General features: G+C 59.7%; 24 protein-coding genes. 12 read left to right on the plus strand and 12 right to left on the minus strand.

Annotated elements, in window-relative coordinates; all coding sequences use genetic code 11:
- Positions 1 to 20 precede the first annotated feature (20 nt).
- The gene (locus WDLP6_RS14485; protein ID WP_162592883.1) at positions 21 to 2,351 is read right to left on the minus strand and encodes a hypothetical protein; all 2,331 of its coding nucleotides are present in this window, start codon (positions 2,349 to 2,351) and stop codon (positions 21 to 23) included.
- Complete coding sequence (locus WDLP6_RS14490) at positions 2,348 to 2,644, minus strand: hypothetical protein (RefSeq protein ID WP_162592884.1); 297 nt, start codon at positions 2,642 to 2,644, stop codon at positions 2,348 to 2,350. The genes WDLP6_RS14485 and WDLP6_RS14490 overlap by 4 nt, the downstream gene beginning before the upstream one ends.
- Before the next feature lie 181 nt (positions 2,645 to 2,825).
- Here WDLP6_RS14490 and WDLP6_RS35090 point away from each other — a divergent pair, with 181 nt between their 5' ends.
- The gene (locus WDLP6_RS35090) at positions 2,826 to 3,062 is read left to right on the plus strand and encodes a hypothetical protein (protein ID WP_232077068.1); all 237 of its coding nucleotides are present in this window, start codon (positions 2,826 to 2,828) and stop codon (positions 3,060 to 3,062) included.
- 227 nt (positions 3,063 to 3,289) lie between these two features.
- Here the strand turns inward: WDLP6_RS35090 and WDLP6_RS14495 are convergent, their stop codons facing one another.
- Genes WDLP6_RS14495 through WDLP6_RS14505 form a run of 3 tightly spaced genes read right to left on the minus strand, consistent with a single transcriptional unit; the run spans position 3,290 to position 4,602 of the window.
- Positions 3,290 to 3,748, minus strand: coding sequence for a BRO-N domain-containing protein (locus WDLP6_RS14495; RefSeq protein ID WP_332105585.1), 459 nt, complete (start codon positions 3,746 to 3,748; stop codon positions 3,290 to 3,292).
- A gap of 6 nt (positions 3,749 to 3,754) precedes the next feature.
- On the minus strand, positions 3,755 to 4,021 hold the full coding sequence (locus WDLP6_RS35095) for a BRO-N domain-containing protein (protein ID WP_162595103.1): 267 nt from the start codon (positions 4,019 to 4,021) through the stop codon (positions 3,755 to 3,757).
- Positions 4,018 to 4,602: a recombinase family protein gene (locus WDLP6_RS14505; protein WP_162592885.1), complete on the minus strand. Its 585-nt coding sequence runs from the start codon at positions 4,600 to 4,602 to the stop codon at positions 4,018 to 4,020. Before WDLP6_RS14505 ends, WDLP6_RS35095 begins: the two co-directional genes overlap by 4 nt.
- A gap of 188 nt (positions 4,603 to 4,790) precedes the next feature.
- Between WDLP6_RS14505 and WDLP6_RS14510 the strand changes: the two genes are divergently transcribed.
- Together WDLP6_RS14510 and WDLP6_RS14515 are read left to right on the plus strand one after the other, a co-directional pair.
- Complete coding sequence (locus WDLP6_RS14510; protein WP_162592886.1) at positions 4,791 to 5,216, plus strand: hypothetical protein; 426 nt, start codon at positions 4,791 to 4,793, stop codon at positions 5,214 to 5,216.
- Positions 5,216 to 5,515: a hypothetical protein gene (locus WDLP6_RS14515; protein ID WP_162592887.1), complete on the plus strand. Its 300-nt coding sequence runs from the start codon at positions 5,216 to 5,218 to the stop codon at positions 5,513 to 5,515. The genes WDLP6_RS14510 and WDLP6_RS14515 overlap by 1 nt, the downstream gene beginning before the upstream one ends.
- A 486-nt stretch (positions 5,516 to 6,001) precedes the next feature.
- On the opposite strand, the gene WDLP6_RS14520 is transcribed toward WDLP6_RS14515, so the two are convergent.
- Complete coding sequence (locus WDLP6_RS14520) at positions 6,002 to 6,424, minus strand: hypothetical protein (protein WP_162592888.1); 423 nt, start codon at positions 6,422 to 6,424, stop codon at positions 6,002 to 6,004.
- A gap of 163 nt (positions 6,425 to 6,587) precedes the next feature.
- Positions 6,588 to 8,138, minus strand: coding sequence for a recombinase family protein (locus WDLP6_RS14525; protein ID WP_269475572.1), 1,551 nt, complete (start codon positions 8,136 to 8,138; stop codon positions 6,588 to 6,590).
- 204 nt (positions 8,139 to 8,342) lie between these two features.
- Here WDLP6_RS14525 and WDLP6_RS14530 point away from each other — a divergent pair, with 204 nt between their 5' ends.
- Positions 8,343 to 8,618, plus strand: a complete 276-nt coding sequence (locus tag WDLP6_RS14530; protein WP_162592890.1) for a hypothetical protein — start codon at positions 8,343 to 8,345, stop codon at positions 8,616 to 8,618.
- A 161-nt stretch (positions 8,619 to 8,779) separates the two neighbouring features.
- Here WDLP6_RS14530 and WDLP6_RS14535 read toward each other — a convergent pair whose 3' ends face one another.
- The 4 genes from WDLP6_RS14535 to WDLP6_RS14550 form a co-directional block, all read right to left on the minus strand.
- Complete coding sequence (locus WDLP6_RS14535; protein WP_162592891.1) at positions 8,780 to 9,712, minus strand: DUF4435 domain-containing protein; 933 nt, start codon at positions 9,710 to 9,712, stop codon at positions 8,780 to 8,782.
- A 7-nt stretch (positions 9,713 to 9,719) separates the two neighbouring features.
- Complete coding sequence (locus WDLP6_RS14540) at positions 9,720 to 11,282, minus strand: AAA family ATPase (RefSeq protein ID WP_232077070.1); 1,563 nt, start codon at positions 11,280 to 11,282, stop codon at positions 9,720 to 9,722.
- Between the two features lie 69 nt (positions 11,283 to 11,351).
- On the minus strand, positions 11,352 to 11,717 hold the full coding sequence (locus WDLP6_RS14545) for a MarR family winged helix-turn-helix transcriptional regulator (protein ID WP_162592893.1): 366 nt from the start codon (positions 11,715 to 11,717) through the stop codon (positions 11,352 to 11,354).
- Positions 11,718 to 11,735: 18 nt separating this feature from the next.
- The gene (locus tag WDLP6_RS14550) at positions 11,736 to 11,999 is read right to left on the minus strand and encodes a hypothetical protein (RefSeq protein WP_162592894.1); all 264 of its coding nucleotides are present in this window, start codon (positions 11,997 to 11,999) and stop codon (positions 11,736 to 11,738) included.
- 725 nt (positions 12,000 to 12,724) lie between these two features.
- Here WDLP6_RS14550 and WDLP6_RS14555 point away from each other — a divergent pair.
- Together WDLP6_RS14555 and WDLP6_RS14560 are read left to right on the plus strand one after the other, a co-directional pair.
- On the plus strand, positions 12,725 to 14,377 hold the full coding sequence (locus WDLP6_RS14555) for a site-specific integrase (protein WP_162592895.1): 1,653 nt from the start codon (positions 12,725 to 12,727) through the stop codon (positions 14,375 to 14,377).
- A gap of 142 nt (positions 14,378 to 14,519) precedes the next feature.
- Positions 14,520 to 14,879 (plus strand): hypothetical protein, encoded by a 360-nt coding sequence (locus tag WDLP6_RS14560; RefSeq protein WP_162592896.1) that lies wholly within the window; start codon positions 14,520 to 14,522, stop codon positions 14,877 to 14,879.
- A 10-nt stretch (positions 14,880 to 14,889) separates the two neighbouring features.
- Here the strand turns inward: WDLP6_RS14560 and WDLP6_RS14565 are convergent, their stop codons facing one another.
- Positions 14,890 to 15,405 carry a hypothetical protein gene (locus WDLP6_RS14565; protein WP_162592897.1) on the minus strand — a complete coding sequence of 172 codons (516 nt, stop codon included), beginning with the start codon at positions 15,403 to 15,405 and terminating at the stop codon, positions 14,890 to 14,892.
- Between the two features lie 125 nt (positions 15,406 to 15,530).
- On the opposite strand from WDLP6_RS14565, the gene WDLP6_RS14570 reads away from it, so the two are divergent.
- The 6 genes from WDLP6_RS14570 to WDLP6_RS14595 all read left to right on the plus strand — a co-directional run bounded on the left by WDLP6_RS14570 (position 15,531) and on the right by WDLP6_RS14595 (position 19,194).
- A complete protein-coding gene (locus WDLP6_RS14570; protein WP_269475599.1) occupies positions 15,531 to 15,875 on the plus strand; it encodes a BRO-N domain-containing protein in 345 nt (114 codons plus the stop codon).
- 500 nt (positions 15,876 to 16,375) lie between these two features.
- Positions 16,376 to 17,068, plus strand: a complete 693-nt coding sequence (locus WDLP6_RS14575; RefSeq protein ID WP_162592898.1) for a hypothetical protein — start codon at positions 16,376 to 16,378, stop codon at positions 17,066 to 17,068.
- Positions 17,068 to 17,382 (plus strand): hypothetical protein, encoded by a 315-nt coding sequence (locus WDLP6_RS14580; protein ID WP_162592899.1) that lies wholly within the window; start codon positions 17,068 to 17,070, stop codon positions 17,380 to 17,382. The genes WDLP6_RS14575 and WDLP6_RS14580 overlap by 1 nt, the downstream gene beginning before the upstream one ends.
- A 70-nt stretch (positions 17,383 to 17,452) precedes the next feature.
- Positions 17,453 to 18,139 carry a pentapeptide repeat-containing protein gene (locus WDLP6_RS14585; protein WP_162592900.1) on the plus strand — a complete coding sequence of 229 codons (687 nt, stop codon included), beginning with the start codon at positions 17,453 to 17,455 and terminating at the stop codon, positions 18,137 to 18,139.
- A gap of 13 nt (positions 18,140 to 18,152) precedes the next feature.
- Positions 18,153 to 18,782: a hypothetical protein gene (locus tag WDLP6_RS14590; RefSeq protein ID WP_162592901.1), complete on the plus strand. Its 630-nt coding sequence runs from the start codon at positions 18,153 to 18,155 to the stop codon at positions 18,780 to 18,782.
- Positions 18,783 to 18,807: 25 nt separating this feature from the next.
- Positions 18,808 to 19,194, plus strand: coding sequence for a hypothetical protein (locus tag WDLP6_RS14595; protein ID WP_162592902.1), 387 nt, complete (start codon positions 18,808 to 18,810; stop codon positions 19,192 to 19,194).
- Positions 19,195 to 19,247 lie beyond the last annotated feature (53 nt).

Genomic DNA, 19,247 nt, shown 5'->3' on the forward strand with positions numbered 1-19,247 from the left:
CTTCGTGTGGGATGGTCTGCTTACAGTTGCCGCTGGCCCGGACGTGCATTCGGGTTCGGGTTCGTAATGCCGTTCATGTCGATGAGCGGCTGTGCCCGGAACGGCTCCTCCGGTGCGGCGGGCTTTGCGGCCACCTTCGGGATGCCCTTACCGAACTCCGTCTTGGCCCACTCGCTGATTTGGGCGCCGGCCGCTCGGGTGTCCTTGATGGCCTGGACCTTGGCTGCGCCCTTGGCCGTTGCCTCAGCCACATCGCGATCAAGCTGCTGCGCGTACCAAGCCGCGATGTCGCCCTTCGTGGAAACCATCAGGGTGCCATCAGGATTCGAGAGCGGAATCCCGAGGACGAACGCACGGTACGCCTTGATGGTTGGATCGAATTCCAAGCGCACATCGCTATCGCGCTGTCCGAGTTCCCGGGCACGAGCCTTCGGCACGGCATCGAGGTAACGGGAGAACCACTCGTCGGGGGTGCGTGTGGCCGGCGCCGTGGGAAGCTCGGAACGTAGGTACAGGGTGCCATTGATCTTCGCCGACACCTCAGGTCTAGCGAGGTAGCCGAAAGCCTCTGAGACGGCCGCCTCTGCATCCCCATACTGGCCGCTATGGGCAAGCAAGGTGGAGTATCTGCGGAGCGCACCGGTGACTTGAGCGGTGTTCGCCGTGGTGTTGTCGCCCGTGATGCGAGTGACCCAGTTCGGTTTGTACCAAGGGCTATCGGTGAGCTTGTTCACTTCAGCGTGGATCTTCTTCGTGAGCTTGTCTACGTCGCTGCCGACTACTGCCCCTGATGCGGCGCCTCCTGCGAGCCCTGCGGCATCGTCTGCGGAACGCCCGAGGTGCATCAGGAAGCCGATGTCGTAGAACCGTTGATAGGTCTTCTCGCCCACAAGCTGGCGGGCATAGTCGGGATTGGTGCCGTCGATCTGCTTGAACAGTTCGATGCTCCGCTTGCCGGCCTCGTTCAGGGTCCCCTTAGGCTTCCCCTGGGAGTCCACGCCGATGCTCGCGAGATTGAGGAAGCCGGCATTGATCTCGTTGCGCCAGTTCGGGTTGTCGAGACCATTCATAGCCCACGCCGACACCTGCTGACCGAACGGCATCGCGTTCGTCATCTGGCCGAGCGACTGTTCTGCATAGCCTTTCACGTCGAAGTCTTTCACCTCGCCGGTCTTGGTCAGCACCTTCGGGGTGCGAGTGCCCTGCACTTCCCAAAGCCGCCCCGCGGATGCAGCAGCATCGACCCTGCGCTGTGCCTCGTACTCGGAAGCCTGCATGGCCCCCACGATCTGCGCCTGTTGGAGTTCCCGCTGTTGCCGCTCGATGGCCGCAGCATTCGCCCGGGTGAGACTATGAACTGTGGCCGAGGAAACGAATTTGGCATTCTCGGGAGATGCGGCCCACGCTTCGAGCTTCGAGACGTTGAGCGAGCCCGCATCGGCCTGCTTGTACCAAGGCAACATCTCGCCGTCGATGCGCTCCCGCTGCCCCTGGTCGTACGCAGCGGCCGCTTGATGAGTGAGCGTGGCGGCGCGGGTCTCCCCGAGAAAGCCCCGGACTGAGCCGATGCCGTCCATCTCGGAATCGAGGAAAGCGGCGAGGAGGTCCGGCTTGCCAGCGCCCGCCATGCGCGTGACCATCTCCCCGAGGGCACCCTTCGCGGCATCGTCAGGCAGGGTCTTCGTGTGGCGCATCAGTTGGTACTGCTGCATGAGCGCCGAAGCGGCTTCCTGAGGGGTGCCCTTGAAGTCCGGCCCGGAGACCTCGTTCAGCGAGTTCGCCAGGAAGTCCGATGCCTGTGCCTTCGCGTTATCGACCCATGTGGCATCGTTGATCTTGGAGACGTGATCCATCACCTTATCGCGGGTCTGCGCGTATGCCTTGTCGAAGCCGGCCTTCGCGTAGTCGCTCTGCCCCGCCAACGTGGTGTTGCGCCACTCGGTCAGATAGTTGTCCGCCTCCGCTGGAGAGTTGAACTTCAGTTCGCCGGTCGTGAGCTTCGAGGTGAGGTCGCGCATTCCGGCCTCGTGGGAGTTCACGCCCCATATGTGCTGCACCGTACCGACGAACACCGGGCTCTGCGAGGGCAGCATCTTGCCGTCCTGGATGGCCTTGCCGAGTTCCCCTACGGTCATCGACTGAGCCCACCGCTTGGCGGCGTTGCGGTCATCGATCTCGGCCTGCTGGCGCACCGTGTCGGCCAACCCTGCGCCCTGCGCGAAGGCATCCGCGAGGCCCTTCCATCGGGTCTCCTGGTCAGGTGCCGCGGCCTGGACCGCAGTTGCCACCGGGCGGGCATGCGTTTGGAGTTGTTGCCCTCCGAATTGGTCGCTGACCTGGACGCGGCTCATCCCTGCACCTCGGTAGGTTTGACCGCCTTTAGGTCGCCTTGGTAAAGGGCAACGGCAAAGTCTGCCGACTGCATGCCAGCTTGCCCCGCTGCCACGGAGAATAGGCTGTGTTGCTGCACGAGATGCGCGAGGGCTCGGCTGTTGTCGATCCAATGGTCGTCACCTTCGCGAGCGGGCGTACCGGCTTCGAGATCAGCCGCAAGTTGGAGACTCCGCTGGAACACCTTGAGGTGGTCGAACAGGGGGACGGGAAGGGAGTAGGCGCGGATCACGCGCAGGGGATGTTGTGCCATTACAAGCTCATGTGAAGTTGGAAAAGAAAAAAGCCCCGACACCGCAGGGGCGTAGGGGCTCAGGACAAGGACGCGAGGGGCGACCTATCGGCAGCGACTTGGAGTCACGGAGAGATGGCCGGAACGGGCATCAAGTCGCTGGCGATAGAACACCGGAGGGCATCGGTGATGAGGTGAGACCATGGATGCTTCCCATGCTCAGGGACGGGATGAAGGCATGCTGTTGTTTCCCGTAGCGATGACCTCAGAGAGCATCAACAGGGACATCTTCATGGGCATCTCTGAGGGGCATCAGGGGGAGGATGGTCTTCCTTGGTCTCCTCATGCCGAAGGCATCTCTGAGATGCACTATCAGGAACCCTATAGGGAGACTTCGTCTCTGCCCCCTTACCCCCATGAAATCCTTCCACAGCCCTGAGGCTGAGGTCTTATCCCGCGGGGCGAACGCATGTCCGGGGAAGTTGGATGGGGTGCCAGCGCAGCGATGTGCGGCGGCGGTAAGGTGGCTGTGTGGTGGCCGGAAGTGTCTCCGGCTGGTGGTCGTGCGGGGGCTCTACCTAATCAACGTATTAATCGACCAAGCCGCGGGGCTCCCGAGTGAGGAACCCAATGGGACAGGCCGTAGCTATACCAAGAGAGGGGGGGTCAATCGATTGACCCTGCGGACATCTCGCCCGTGACCACCTTCTCCTCGCCCATGACATAGGCGCCGTCCTTGCGGATGGCCGGCAGGACCACCGAGGTGACCCACTTCTTGAATGCCTTGGCTTCTGGCTTGCGGGAGCGAAGGATCAGCGAGTACAGGCCCGACTCGGAGATGACCTTGAGATTCGGGTTGCCCCGTTTACCCTCGGTACTGCGCACGGTATTCACTTCGTCCGCATCGAGGTGAGCGAGGTAGTGCCCGGTCCCCTGCTTGTCGGTGTTCATACCGAGCGCCTTGCATACGTCTACAGCCACGAACCACGGCTCGGCGCCGATCAGGATGGTGCGGAGGTTCAGGCCAGGGGTGGGCACAATGTGAGTACCCCGGTCTTCGGGGTCGCAACCTCGGGCGGCGTTGGCGGCGTGCGTGAACCCGAGCGGCCTGCACAGGTCGGTCACTACGAACTAGGGCTCGGTGCCGATCAGGCGCTTGTTCGTTCCGGCCTTTTTGATTACCTCAGCAATGTTGATGTAATCCCTCTCCTCGGGGTCGAGCCCCTTCAGGGCCTTGTTCGTGTCGGTCAGCCCCAAGGCATCGCAAACGTCCTTGGCAAGGAACCAGGGCTCCCCGTCACGGACGAGGGCGCGGAGGTTCAGGCCCCTCGCTTCATGGACATCCCGAATGAGAAAAGCCCCTTGCGGAGCTCGTTCGGGTGCCGTGCCGGAACTCAGGCTGGAGCCATCGCGTCCCGAATGCGCATGATGGTTTGGCGGCTGGTGTTGTGAGCACGGGCAATCGCCGCAACGGCCTCGCCCTTTTGAAGGCGCTCCCGAACGTCTTCGATCACCCGACCCTGCAAAGCCTGAGGGCGCCCGAGAGTCTTCCCCTCCGACTTCGCCCGAGCGAGCCCCGCCTGCGTACGTTCGATCAAAAGGTCCCGCTCGAACTCGGCCACCGCAGCAATCACGCCCATGGTCATCTTGCCGGCCGGGCTGGTGAGGTCAACGCCACCGAGGGCGAGGCAGTGAACCCGGACGCCGAGCCCCGCAAGCGCCTCCACGGTAGCCCTTACGTCCATCGCGTTGCGCCCGAGGCGGTCGAGCTTCGTGACCACGAGCACGTCGCCCTCCTCCAACTTCTCCATGAGCTTTCCAAAGCCGACCCGCTCCGATGCCGCTACGGACCCCGAGACGGTCTCCGTGATGGTGCGCTGAGGGGTCACGCTGAAGCCGGCCGCAGCGATCTCCTGCACTTGGTTGTCGGTGGTCTGATCAGCGGTGGAAACACGGCAGTAGGCGAAGACTCGGGACATGGGGACAAGCTCCTGGGTGTACGAAAATGAAGTCCGAATCGTGACCCATGTACGAAACATCGTCAAGCTATTTTATGGACAGTGTGACTGAGACTGTACGGAACCGGTCGATTTCGTACATAACATGTGTGCGCTCAATCTCGTGCGAGACTTCGCTGAGTTTCCATTTAGACGCTTAAGGGGCCGAAGTGAACTTCGAGAAAGTACTCGACAGCATCAAGACCATCAAACTCACCGGAGGCATTTTTGGTAAGACGAGCTTGGTTCTCATCGTTCTTTGTATCTGTGTGGCGGCGGTGGCGCTCAAGGTCGATGTTTGGTGGGTTCCTCTAGCGCTCATGCTTCCGCTTATGGCGCTCGTCGCTTACGCCTTCAAGCGCTGTCTCGATTTTGCGGAAAAGAACCCTCAAGCAGCAATCATGGATGGGGCCGAACTGCTGATACACGAACGAATTGCACACGCGATGAAGGGCCAGGACTCGCTCCCTTCGCTCCCGCCCACATTCGATCATGAGCCACCTGCGCTTCGACAGGAAGACATTGAAGCACCGGATGCACCTCCGCCCCTTGCGTTGCCGAACGGCGGTGCAACGCCAGCGAAGGAGAACAAGTGATGGCAACGACCGCGAACTACTTCATGGTTTTCATCAAGCGCAACACGTCCGCAACTCTAGAGGATGTCAAAGAGAAGATGAATCAAGCGCTCGACTGGTATCGAGTACAAGAAACACTTTGGATCGTGTACTCAACGAGCGATGCAGAAAAATTGTATGCAAGGCTTTCGCCGCTTGTGAAAGACGAAGGCAGCTTGTTTATTTGCAAACTCGACGTTAACGCCCGTCAAGGGTGGATGGGCAAGGACTTCTGGTCTTGGTTGAGGCGAGAAGACCCCAAAAGCCAAGACAAGCAATAAGGTCGAAGGAGGTTCGCGCCAGCCCCGCCGAACGCTCGTCAAGGCGCCAATGCAAGGAATCACCCGCTCGTAGAGTTCCGCCATCATGTTCGCAACAGACTTCAACCCTGCCACCGCGCTCGCCGCCGTGAAGTGCCCCCGCTGCGGCATCTTAGGGCTCGTCGAGTCGGACGACACGGCGCACCATGCCGCGTCCGAGCGAGACCGCCATATGCCCCGCGTCCACATCAACCCCTCGGTGTACTGCCGGTGTCTTGCGTGTGGCTTGGAGGCACAGTACCCGGCGTGCCTGGATGACTGACTGACGCGGCTCGCTTTCGATCCCATAACGCTGGCGTCAACGGCCGTGGTACGGGTGCCGATGCGTGGCGCGAGGGGTGCCCCCAGGGGGGAACTTCGCGGCCGGACTTGCTTGGAGGGCCTCAGACAATTTTTCGCCAAAACCCTTTCCACTCATGTGGGTCGTACGTGGCGCATGGAAGCCCACTAGGGGGCCTTGGTGCTCGCCGGACCTTTCATCTGCTCCCACGTGAGTGCCACTGATGCGACGCCAGCAGCAAGGCTTAGGGCGCTCAGGATGATGGCAACGATTACAAGGGCATGGGTCCCGCGAATCGCGTTCCATCCGCCTTCAGTGAGTTTGTAGTGCGTCTTCGGACGTGCCGACCCGAGGATGGGTGTCTGATCATGAAAGTCCAGGTCCGCCGAAGGAAGCCCCTCATGGAGAACTTCGACCCAACCACGGATGCGACACGTCTGTACTGCCTCTTCAAACCATTCAGTCGAGGTCGGGCTCCTCTCAATTACCAAGACGTTGCCCGGTTGAAGGATCATTGCAACCCGCTGGCCCGCAATGATCTTCAACGCCTTTCTGACTTCCCGCTCGTGTCGTGAGTAGTAATCGAACAAAGGGAACTCCAAGCCCGCAGGAGTCGGGCACGGCGCGAACTATATACGGGGGTCATTCGGCATAGGGCACTGCGCAGCCGGGGCAACCGGGGCAAAGCCCGCAATCGCGGCAACCGTGGTGCGGGCCGTTCAGGGGATGTACCGCATCGACTCTGAGGTGCAGTCAGGTGACTTGCTTGATACCGGCGATTTCCAAGGCGACGGCAGGCAGATCGCGGCACCTGAATCGCGCTACCTGTTCGTCGCAGGTCGCCTCAAGAAATCGCGGTAATTCTGCGATCTCGCTCCTGGGCATCAGCAGGAAATCCTTAATCACTTCATTTCCGAGTGCCATCCTCACAGTCAGCACGTGCGAGCTTCGATGGTTCCACCGATACGCGATCTTCCAGCCCGTGTGCGCGTACGCCCTTGGGTCTTGGTGGCGGCAGATGCGTACCTCGAATCCAAGCTGGCCCTTAAGGTTGACGACGCTGTGAGGCGCAAGGGAGCACTCGGTCCCGCGCATGCGCAGAAGCCCGATGAGCGAATTCAAGATTTCCCTCTTCATCTTGGTCAAGGTTCTTTCGATGTCGTAGAACCTATACCGCGGAGCGACGACAAAGCCCAATCGCTCGTAGGCGCCAGTGACCCCACCAAACCGATGCCCGAAGGTGCTTGCGGAGGGCAAGTCGGGATCAGCTTCGATGATTTCCACGCTGAGCTTGCCTTCCCTTTTCAGAGCTACGGCGAGCGCCTGTAGAAGCTCAGCCTCGGTGTAGTTCTTAACATTGAACAGGCGCACGCGAGCGGCAGCCTCGAAAAGGTCTCGACCTACGAGAGGGACGAACGCTCCCTCAAACCGAGTCCAGTTCTCGGGCGGGTTGTTGACGTTGGGTGTAGCAAGCCTTTGGATCGTGCGCCCGAGGACGTTGACTCCGATGTATTTTTCGTTGGTGAGGATGGTTCGCACGAGATGGCGAGACCAAGCTTTCCCGAAAAAGCTATGCCCCTCCGCATTCAAGGCTCTTGCAATCTGAAGTTCGCCTTTGCGGAGATAGATGTAGTCGCGATAGATCCTGCCCACGATGGCGATCTCTTCGGCTGGCCCGGGGACCAGCGTCACCCGATCGGTCTGAAGGTATTTGAGTTGTCCCTTTCGCAAGAGCATTCCTCGGGCGTGACCGTCTTCCAGCACTTGCCGTCGAAGGCCGTAGCCGGCGATTCCGCCAACCCGATACCCGAGGCTGGCGATGCGCGCTTTGCCTGCCGCAACCTTCACCGACAGTTCGCGGCTGAACTCGCCCGCCATCGCTCGCTTGAGAGCCTTCAAGACGCTCGCCAGCGGATGATCGTCCGACCCGAATTGCTCCGCGCAGTAGATCACTCGGATGCCGGCTCTCCGACAGATGAATTCGTAGTGGGCGCTTTCGTCGGCGTCTTGAAATCGGCCCCATCGACTCACGTCGTAGACGAGCACCACTTCAAAGTCGATCTTTGCAGCCACGATGTCGGTAAGGAGTTGCGACAGCCCGGGCCGGCTACGCAGCGTGAGGCCGCTCTTGCCGGGATCGGCATAGGTCGCCACGATCTCCATTCCGTTTGTCTCAGCGAAAACGTGGATGAGCGCGGACTGGTTAAGGATCGAGTATTTCTGGTGGTCCGTGGACATGCGGACGTACTCGGCAGCCCGAATGACCCTCAACGGATCGAGTTGGGGCTTGAGTGATCTGACCATCTCGCGCTCCCAACGGGTAGGGAGGAAGATGGTGCGCCTTTTCGGCGGCGGAAGCCAGCCCGAGAGAATTGGACAGCCACCGGCATCGAGGACCGCCCGTGAAGGGCTGGTTGCCGAAGCACCTCTACCAGCGCCGGGACTGTGCGAGGATGATGGCTCGCTGACCTTAAGCGAACCTTAGGCATTCGAGAACGGGAGCCGTTAGTGGCCGCAACCCCTGAAGAAATCGCAGCACTCAGGCGAGCATTCGAGCAAGAGCATCGCAAGCCGGCGCGGGCACTGGCCGAGTTGCTCCTTATGGGGAACGTCTTGCTTGAATCTCACGATGCCCTTGAGGGCAGCCTCGGCAACAAGTTTGAAGCCTTCATTCTCGATACGCTCGAAGCGGAACACGTAAGCCACGATGAGTTCGCGTGCGCGGTGCAGGCGTTGCAGGTTCTGCGTGCCACTTTGGCAGCCCTGGAAGCATTGCCCGAGTAGGTATGTCAGAGCTGAGCTGAACTCGTGCTGTGGGCCTCACACGGTCTGGGGCGACGGCGGCTGATGGCAAATCATGCACTACAGCGCTCCTCCGATCTAACGGATGAGAATGACGGAGAGTTGCGGTGCTCCGTCCATCGGCGCTCGTTGTCTCAAGAGAGTCACGCGTGGGTCCTCTGGGAATCGCCGAACGTTGCGTGCTCCAAGAACTCCTTTAAGCCGGGTGGCGGCGAGACCCTGGAAACCAGTACGTCGAATGAAAAGTCTCCTCGAACCTTGAATTGCGGCTGGCCATACGCAGCAAAAATCCCTGACAAATTTCCCAGCCTCTCGATTCGCAGCAATTCAAGCCACCTCACAAAAAACATCAACGCGAACTTACCCCGATAACGAGCACCTGGCTCTAGCTTTTCAAACTCTACCGTCAGCGCCTGAGCTTCGACCTCGGTCGGCTCTCGCTCCAATAGAACGGTCTCGCTCAGCCGCCCCTCCACTGCATCGACCCTATGGAGACCGACCGCTGCAATTTGATTTAGTCGACTCGGAAGCTTGTCGTCCTGCGAAATTGCCAGCTTACGCGCAATATAGATTCGTAAATTGAGGGGCTTCGTTTTCATTAAAAAATCGCCGTAGACATCGCGAAACAACTGAAGCAATTCAGCGCGGGCCTCATTTATTCCGTTGCAGTGAAACTCATCGCGCAGTACATCCTCAAACACCTCGGTAGTCACACAATAATTTTCTATTGAATAGCAATCTGTCATGAAGATCGCCGTAGAGGTTGCGTGGCCTTGCAAATCGTCAAAATCCCGATCAACAAAATACAATGCCCGCCGGGAGAGCCCTGTAAGGTCCCCAGATAAAGACTCATGCAACTTAAGCACTGCAGCCTTGTTGTGCCTAATCAGTGCCTCGTACCTAAAGTCATTTGCGATTCGCCTGAGCCAATGCGCGTACGCAATTTTGTCGTCGCGGCCCTCAAACACTAAAATTCGGTGATCTGCCGGCACACCCGATGCAAAGGTGGCAAATTCAGTTTTAGTAACGGCAGGAACTTCCCTTCGTTTCCGTAAATTCTCAATATATGTAGGCATGCGATCTTCACGAGTCTTCAAAAGGATCCGCAAGATGAGAATCCGGAAAAAGATCTGGCACGAATTTAGTCCACCGAAAACTTAGAGCCCCGGCGTATGGATCCAATTCATTGTCGAACGTGAACGGCGAATGCGTAATCGCTACAATTTGCTCACAAGATGGTGCGCGCAAAATGTCAGGCAAAATCTTCCTTTGCCAGCCGATCGAGAGCGACAGCTCTGGTTCGTCGATCAGAATTAGCTTTTTGCCGGGATAGAGATACAGCCTGGCGAACAAAGAAATCATCTGCTTTTCGCCTGAAGAGAGTGACTCTAAAGGAACTTTTGCCTTCGTCGCCAAACTCTCAATTGAGACTTGGAAACTCCGCTTGTGAAACTTGATTTGCTTCCAATCAAAATCCGCTATTTCGTCAAGAGAAGTTTCATCGGAGTCGGTTTTTCCCGAAAGATACGCATTGCAACTATCAATAAAAGTCTCCACCACTTCCTCTGTCCCGCGAGTGTCTTGTATAACCACATTTAGCTGATCAAGGTAGTATTCCAAGAAAGGGCGAGCGTCAAAATCGACCTCTCCTCTAAAAAGTCGATCCAAATCCGGCGCGGCAATAATGTTCGTGTAGGGAACCCTTCGATATTCCCTCTCCATATCTTTAATTCTGCTAAAAAAAAGCTCTAGGGATTCTTTTGTCGGCAATTGCCTCGATATGCCACTGACATTTCTGAATGCTCCGGTTATCAAATCATTGATGACGTTTGCGCTAATTTTTCCATAACCCTGATTGGCGCGAAAAAGCATATCTGAATATAGTGCGCGTAGACGATCTCGGATATCCCCTAGGCCAAATTGAATGTCAGCGTTGTGCAATCCTCGGCGCGAAATTCCCAACTGTGCAAACAGATTGCGCTTGCGTTCCCCTCTCTTCTCCACCTGTGGCAAAGAGAGCTCAATGCGTCGGTAAGTGGGCAAATAAACGATGTCGTACCCAACGAGCGCCTGCCGAATCTCCGAGCGAATTTCCGTTAAACCAGTATCATCAAATATTTTTTTTGCAAGCTTGTCTAAGCTTCCCTTCAACTGCCCGAGGTTGTAACCGGACCTTGTGTAGATGCTGTATAGGTTTGGATAATCCATAACCTCACTATGCTTTATTATTGAAAGATCTAATTCGATCACCTCTAGAAGAGCTGCCGGCTCTACTTCCCAAGCTTTCGCGGAGGCGACGAAAACAGGATCGTTTATTGCGGCGATCAAACCATCGATTTGGTTTTTTTCAATACGCAATACATGATCGAGGCTACGAAGCTTGCAATCGATAGTCGAAAACTCCAGATTTATTAATCTGGAGAATTGGTTTTTTAAAAACGCATCGAGAGCCGCGAGCAATGTTGTCTTGCCAGTGCCGTTTCTTGCAATCAGCACAGTAGCCGCGTAGTCAGAATCAAAACCAATCGATCGATACTTAAAAAGACCATCAATTGAGAAATGTTCAACCACCGATGGCTGCCGAGCGCCTTCTCGTGGCGAGCGCGTTTGCGAATTAAGAGTGTCCATATGGTTTGCCCGGGGCATGAAGCTGCCGTTAGCTTAACGGAACGTAACATATTCCAAGCACCATGCGGGGAAAGGTTGGAGGACTTGTCAACCGCTCATTGCCGCCGTTCCAGCAAACTTGGCAAGAGTTGCCGGAATGAGTCTTCCGAGCGCCGTAAGGCGAACCACCCGGCGCCTGCCGCTCTCAGGATCTCTGCGCTGGACGAGAAGACCAGCCAGCACCAACTTTGCGACATGTCTGGACGTGGCTTGTCTTGTGAACCCGGTGATCTTGCATATCTCGGTCTGCGAACAACGGCCGCTGCGAACGACCGCGATGAACGTTTGGATTTGCTCGGCGGTAATGCCCGGAACCGCCTTACCCATCTCGGTGGTCACGCGCTCATAGCCCATCAGGCCGATGTTAGGCGCGGGCGGGCAGATCGCGGCATCAGGCGCGGGCAGATCGGCCATGCGCGTATCCCGCATGCCTCAGTAGCGCACCGCTTCACGCACGAGCAACAGGAAGGTAGCGGCCGTTTCGGGATCGGTGGGCTCCTCATCGTTGTAAAACGGTTCAACCTCACGGAACACTTCATCGCTTGGCATGGCGCCGTGGTCCTCCCATTCCGAGATGTCGTTAGCGATGCAGGCGGCGGAACCCGCGAGGAGAGAGGACCTGAGGTAGTTTGCTTCGATAGTGGCGAAGTCGGTTGCGTCGTAGAACGGGGCGTAGGTTTGAGGATCGAATGCCACTGGTGTCCTTGGTCAGATATCGCGCTCGAATCGGTGCGATGGGCGAATCATCGACCTGATTTTTCGAGGTGACCATGCGAGGAACTACGCCTAGAAATGCGGTGTGGTATCGTTCAATTTGATTGCACGCAATATAATTGTCTCGCTTTGTTGATGGTCTTGACGGGTTGATCTTCTCGTTGTCGAGATAAGGGGCCTATCGACGAACCCCGGGGAGGCACACGGATGGAATTTCGGCGCCTAACCGCAAAAGCTCATCTCGGCATTCGTACTGCCTGCGCATCAGGCCTGGCATCGCCGGATCAGTCCAAAGTCGGCGGCCGGTCAGTAGACATGCCATCTCACAAATCTTGATAGCTTGCACCGCAAGCGCAAGGCTCTCCCTGGCCTCGATGATCTCCGGGCTTTCGTGTAGCAGCTTTCGACGGAGGATCAGTGTTGCCATAGCCCGGACCTTACTGCACAAAATACGCGCAGCGCGGTGCTACGATGGCGTCGGCTGTGCAACCAAACTGTAGAACCTAAAGATCGCGCAGCGCCTCTAAGTTATTGATTTAATTGAATTTCTAGAGGTGCATGGCAGCGGTAAGGCTCGTCAACTTGTTCTTGACACACGTTCTCCCGAGTGAAACGTGTGATTCCTAGGCGTGACGCGGACTTACAGTCGGCGAATGGGTCAAAGCACTGTGTCAATTCGTCGGCGCTCCAAAACCTTGGAGCCTGACTTGTCCCTCCCTACTGGCCTCAGCCAACGCAACGGTGTTTGGCAACTTCGCATCGGCGTGCCTGCCGACCTCACGCATCTCTACGAGGGCGTCGACGCTTACCGAGGTAGCCTCAAGACCCGGGACCGAACCGATGCCATCACGAAGGCTCACGCGCTCATCGCGCAGTACCGGGCGACCTTCGATCAACAGCGATCCAACGAAGCCGTGCGGCGAGCGCCTCCGTTCGTCGCGCTGACCCCAGAACTCGAAACGTACTTGGCGGCGAATGCCGGCTGGCTGGCTCTGCTGGTCGACGATGTCGTCCGCTTCACTCCGGGCATGGCGGCGGCAGTGACCCCGGGCGTTCGGTATCTGACCGCGGGCGACCCTGCGCCATTGCTGCTCGACGACAACCCCGAGCGCTGGAACAAGGTTCAAGAGGCGGCCCTGAGCTACGCGAAATCCGACCTTGCTGCCGGGCGCCTTGAGCGCGTGCAACAAGCAGCGGACGCAACGCTCCTCGGCCTTGGCATTCGCATTGATTGGGCGTTACCTCAGGCCCGGCTTGCGCTGGCACGTATCGCGCGTGCCCAGGTGCGTGCCTTTCAGATTACGGTCGAGCGAAGCCGCGGCGAGCCCCATGACACACCCGCGCGTCCGGTGGCCCCCGTGTCCCCTGCGCCTGCCGAAAGTTCCGACGCAAGCAAGCCGAAGACCGCGGCGCTTCACCTTCGCGACCTCAAGGCCGATTGGCTGGCAATCAAGGCTCGCTCCACGGCCGCGGTGAAGATCACCGACAGAGCACTGCGCTTGATCGCGGAAGCCGGTATCGACGTGGCCGTGTCGGACCTCACTCGCACGCACGGCGCCACCTATCGGGCCTACTTGGTCAAGACCGGCATCCGAGGCCAGTCCGTCAAGAACCTCGTCGCCCCGATTCAAGCTCTGTTGAATGTCGCAGTGGACGCGGGCAAGCTGCCGGCCAACCCGTGGGCTGGACTTCGGATCGACACCTCCGATTCGATCCAGCGCCTTCCGTGGCGCTTGGAGGACCTGAAGAAGCTCGCCATCGCGAACAACGAGCGAACTGATGCGAGTCGCTGGCTGTTTCCGCTCCTGCTGCACACCGGCGCTCGACTCGGCGAGATCGCACAGCTTGAGCTTGCCGACATCCGCGAGATCGACGGCGTGCCGGCCGTCGAAATCCACGACCGAGCCACTGAAGGGCACGAGAAGCGCAGCGTGAAGACCAAGGCCGGCTTGCGGGTCGTGCCTGTGCATCAGTCTCTGATCGACCTGGGCTTCCTTGCATACGTCGAGGAGCACAAGGAGGCCGGGGAGCGCTTCTTGTTCCCCAGGTTTATCCAGAACGGCAAGCGCCTGCCAAGTGATCTTGCGGGCCAAGACTTCATGAAGCTCCGCGAGGACGCAAAGGTCGAGCGTGACGAGCGCTTCACCGCACACAGCTTGCGTCACAACGTTCGGTCAGCCTTGGCGGCGGCCGGAGTGAACGACCAAATCATTGACAAGCTCGTCGGCCATGAAAGCGGAACGGTGCAGGGGCGGTACACGCACGCCGCAACTCAGGCGCTCGCAGAGGCCGTCGCGAAATTGAACTGGCGAGGCCTTGGTCTGCGTCGTTCCTTCGCCACACAAATCGCCCCCATTTGACAGGGGCAATGAGGCGTTCGGCACTCTCGCAGCACGTTTGCAGCCATCGGATGAATGACCCCAAAGTAGGCAAGTCGTGCTACGGCAAACGAACGCGAGCCGGGCACATTGGCGACTCCATGAACTGCTTCGGAGAGTCGCTATGCAAGTACCGCACCCCTTCAACGACCGCCAGACCGCAAAACTTGAAGCGCTCTGCGCCGACATGACCCAACGCATCGGCCGCAAGGTCACACCGGAATACGGCGAGACTGACGACGGCGATTACCGGGATGTCGCTCTGTGCATTGACTCATTGCCGGCCGGCGCCTGGGGCAAGCCCGGACCGCTGGTGACGCTTCTGGCTGGCCCGCACGTAGCACGCGATGGCTTCACGGTCATGGGCGCTGACGGCGTTGCCGTCGTCGACAACATCGCGTTTGAGGAAGCGCTGAAGGCCGCCCGGTTCGCCGGGGTTCGCGAGTATCGGGCGATGTGCGAGGGCGCATTGGCGACCGCTTGATGCTTGCGCCTCACTCAGAAGGCGGAGAGGCGTAGAGCCTGCGAAGCACGACGCCGAGGTCTTGCTGTGCCTTCATGCCGCGCTCGGTCATCTGCTTTAGGGCGACATCGGCCGCCGAGCGGCTACGCGCCAGCAGCACAGCCGTGCAGGATTCTCGGGTCGCATTCACTTGTGCTCTGAGCGCGTCATCAGCCACGCGTTCAACGAGAAATGCGGTGCGACGGCCGGCCTCGAAATTCTCTTGATTCAGCGCCTCACCCAACAAAGGACGAGTCCACTCGCCGGATCGGCGGAATTCCATTTCGTCAGCTATGTTGGCCTTGGCCGCCGCCCGCATCTCCTTGTTGACGGCCTCTTGTAGCTCTAGAAGAGTCTGCATTTGCATTGCCCGGTGCTTGTCGAGCAACTCGCGACTTGCCGCATTTGCTTGCAGTCGGACCGAACTCCGAGAAGTGATGAGCGAAGCAACGATGCTTGCGGACGCACCCACAAGCGTGCCCAAAAGCCCCCAGACGGCCGACTCCATAGCGTTCTCCTTTTGCCCCATTTTGCCCGGCCACTGCGCTGCGCTTTTTATCGGGCAGTCATCCAGACTCAGAGCGCGGCGGTCGGAAGGTCCCGGCTTTCACCCCATCCCTCAACCTCCGCGCCATCGAGATCGACGGCGAGCCCTGGTTCGTCGCGGCCGACGCCGGCAAGGCGCTCGGCCTGAAGGACACAGGCATGGCAATTCGCAAGCTGCACGACGACGACAAAGTCCAAAAAAGTTTGGGTTTGCGCGGACAAGCACCGTGGCTCGTGAACGAGTCCGGTATCTACGCGCTCGTGATGCGGTCCAACAAGTCCGACGCGCGCGACTTCCAACGCTGGGTCACCAAGGAAGTCCTGCCTTCCATCCGGCGCAACGGCGGGTACATGACCCCCGAAGTCGCGCAGCAGGCCATCGACGACCCGAACGCTAAGAGCCGCGCCGGCATCGCCGAGCCTGAGTGTTAGCCCCCATGATGAAGACCCTAACTCCAATCGCTTCCCGAATGCAGACGAGTGTTCTTCCGTAACACGACGACCACAACGCCAACGCCCCGTTTTGCAACCAATAAATTCGCTGCTACATCCGATATAGCTAGGAACATAGAGTGGGCGCGGCCTGCGGGCCGATCGGGAAGTGTAGTAGCCCATCAGAGGACCATAACGCCAGCAAACGCTGGAACTACCCCCACCCGAAACGTCTTGGCGGCGCAATGCCAATAGCCGACGACGGAACCGATGGGTCTGTGACGCTGTGCCTAGCTATCGCTCTGAGCCGTCGATAGTTTTCCCAGTGAACACGCCCGTAATGACGACCACAGCGCCAAACGCTGCGATATAGCTTTTTTGCTCGGCCACGCCGGCCGGTACTGCTTCCGTTTTTCCCCCCACGCCGGGCAGGCATCGAGCCCCCCGCCATCTCAAGGACTTCAATGACGACTGAGAACAAGTCGGGCGCAAGCGTGCCCGTGATCGAACTGGCCTATGCCACGAAGTGCTGCCCAGGCTGCGGCGAGTGCTACCCGCCGACGCCGAGATTCTGGGGAAGCAACCGGGTTGCATCGGATGGCCTGGGCTTCTACTGCCGAAGCTGCACGCAGATTCGCAACGACAAGCAATTCAGCAAGCCCGGCTACGGGTCTTGGTTCAACATGGTCCGCCGCTGCACGAAGCCCGGCGCGACCGGCTGGCCTCAGTACGGCAAGCGAGGGATTCGCGTCATCGCGCCCTGGCTGGACTATGCCCGCTTCATCGCGGACAACCCCGGGCACTTCCCGGGCGCCCACATCGACCGCATCAAAGGCGGGAAGTCGTGGTATCGCCCGGGGAACACCCGCTGGGCCACGCCGACCGAGAACGCCCTGAACAAGGCCATGCAGTTCCCCGTAGACCTCGGGGACGGACCCGAGCCGCTGACGGCCCTGTGTCGCGAAGCGAACCGCAGCTACGACACCACCGCCCGGCGCATCGCGGCAATCGAGCAGGTCGACCCGACTTGTCCGCGTGCTGTTGCGTTCCTGTTGGCGCTTGAGAAGCCAAGCACGCCCTTCACCGAGAAGCACGACACCGCGACCGCGAAGCGACGAAATGAGTTCCTGCGCGTCACCGTGCGCCTGGACGAACCTGCAATCCCGACCACCACCACCTCCGAGAGCAAATGATGAACATCGCAACCACCGATAACACCGAGGCCCACGAAGGCACTCAGGACGCCGCAGGCGCCATGTACGACGGCCGCCCAGGCCCGGACACCCGCGCACCCCTCGCGTTCCCCTGCGCCCTTCTGGTGACCCTGGACACCGGAGAGACCTTGCGCATCACGGGAGTCGTGAAAGCCGAGAGCGTCATCGACTTCGACGTGACTCCGCCCCGCTACATCGCCGAGATGGTCGAGCAGACCGCCGAGCACGCCTTGCTGAGGGCTAGTGCCACGAGTCTGGACGCGGAGAGCGTCGACTCCCTTGAGCTTCCATGACCACGGGGAGCACCAACGCCACGCCGGCAGGCAACTTGCCGACGACCACCCAGACCACCGAGAACCACCAATGAAGACCACAGTTCAATTTCAATCAACGTTTCCTCATGTCCCGCCTTTGATCGTCGAAGTCGAAGGAGTCGAGGACGAGCGCGTTGCCCGCGCCGTAGCTCTGGAGGCCATGGTGAAGGCCGGGAATCCCATCACCCGCCTGCAACTTGGCAACATCGAGTTCGCCTATGCCGACCTGTCGGGCGGTGTCTTCAATGACTGCACCTTCGGCAGCGCCGAGTTCATTGGGACCAACCTGCGCGGCACGAAGTTCGCCGATTGCAATCTGACCGCTGGCACGCCTGCGACCTTCGATGCCGAGACCGACCTGAGCGGCGCACAGTTCGCGCTCTGCGACATGCAGGGCTGTGACCTCTCGGGCACGCTGGCCGAGGGCGCGGTCTTCGACGCTTGCAATCTGCGTTACTCCAAGCTGGCAGGTATTCGCGCGAGTCGTTCGACCTGGGCGAACTGCCGCACGGGCGGGTCCGACTGGACCGACGCAATCATGACCTTCGGCAATGTGCGCACGCTGGAGGGCTGGCCGAGACTGCTGCCCCAGTTCGCAGGCACCGAAGCCGACAAGGCCGTGCTGACCCAGTTCCAAGCGGCTGTCATCGGCAGCAGCGTGAGCGGACAGAACACCTTCGCGGAAGCCCAAGCGCAGGCTGAAGAAGTCCGGGCCGACTACCCGACCACCAACTGAGAGACGACCAACAATGACCACCAAGAAACAACTCGCCAATCAATCCGAGACCGCGGCCACCCCCAAGGCTCTGCCCTTCGGCGCCAACGAGAAGCCCGCCGAGCCGGCGCCTTCCAGCGTGCGCGAGAAGATCGCAGCGATGAAGAAGGGAGCCACGGCCGCAGTGTCCCGAGCCGTCTCCGCCGTAGCGTCCGGCAGCGCATCTGACCCCATCGCCGAACGCAAGATCGTCGCGACGCCGTTCGGGACTTTCTATGACTCGCCGGCCACCCGGCGCCTCCTGACACGCATCGCCTTCGCCGAGGCTCTCATGGAAATCTCGGCATCCCTGAAGCGCATGGACCGCGAGGCAGCGCTGACCGGCCTGCGCGGCCTGGGCAAGTTCCACGCCGAACTGAGCACGCCGCCGCAGTCGGAGGAAATGATCATTCCCGCGCTCTTGCTCTCCGCCCTTGAAGACGGACGCCCGCTGGTGGCCGAGGGCTACGGGGACCTGCTGCGGCACTTCCACCACCGTGCAAATGAGACCTTCAGCTATCGGGGCAACGGGTCGACGCAATGCGAGCAAGCGCCGACGAAATACACGATTGTTCAGGGCGAGCAACGCCGGGGCTACGGCCCCGCCAACGGCGTGTATCGCTGATCCGCAACAAACGAAAGAGACCAACATGAAATCTGGATCGACTGTCATCCTTCCCATCAAACGAACCATCGGCCTGCACCCCGTGACCGGCCAGCCTGTGACCGAAGACACCGGCATGGTCGCGCACTTCAGCGGAGGCAAGCAGGTCTCGGAACCGTTCCGAATGCCCAACGCCGCAGGGCGCAGCTTTCGTGAACCGAACGAGGACGTGCATAGCTTCACCCTGCACACGCGGCAGGGTCCCGAAATGCTCGTTGACGCCTACCTGCCGGCCGGCGCAACCCAGGCGCAGCGCGAAGCCAAGGCAACCGAGCTTGGGAGTGCCGGGGACCGCTTCGAGATCAACGCGAAGGGCCAAGCCGTCCCGACCGTCACCGCCAGTGGCTTGCCCTACCTGAGCGGCAACGGCTGACCCACATCAGCAGTCACCGCGGCCAATTCTTCGCCCGCCCTTCGGGGCCGGGC

It is taken from the genome of Variovorax sp. PBL-E5, from assembly GCF_901827185.1.
GTDB lineage: Bacteria > Pseudomonadota > Gammaproteobacteria > Burkholderiales > Burkholderiaceae_C > Variovorax.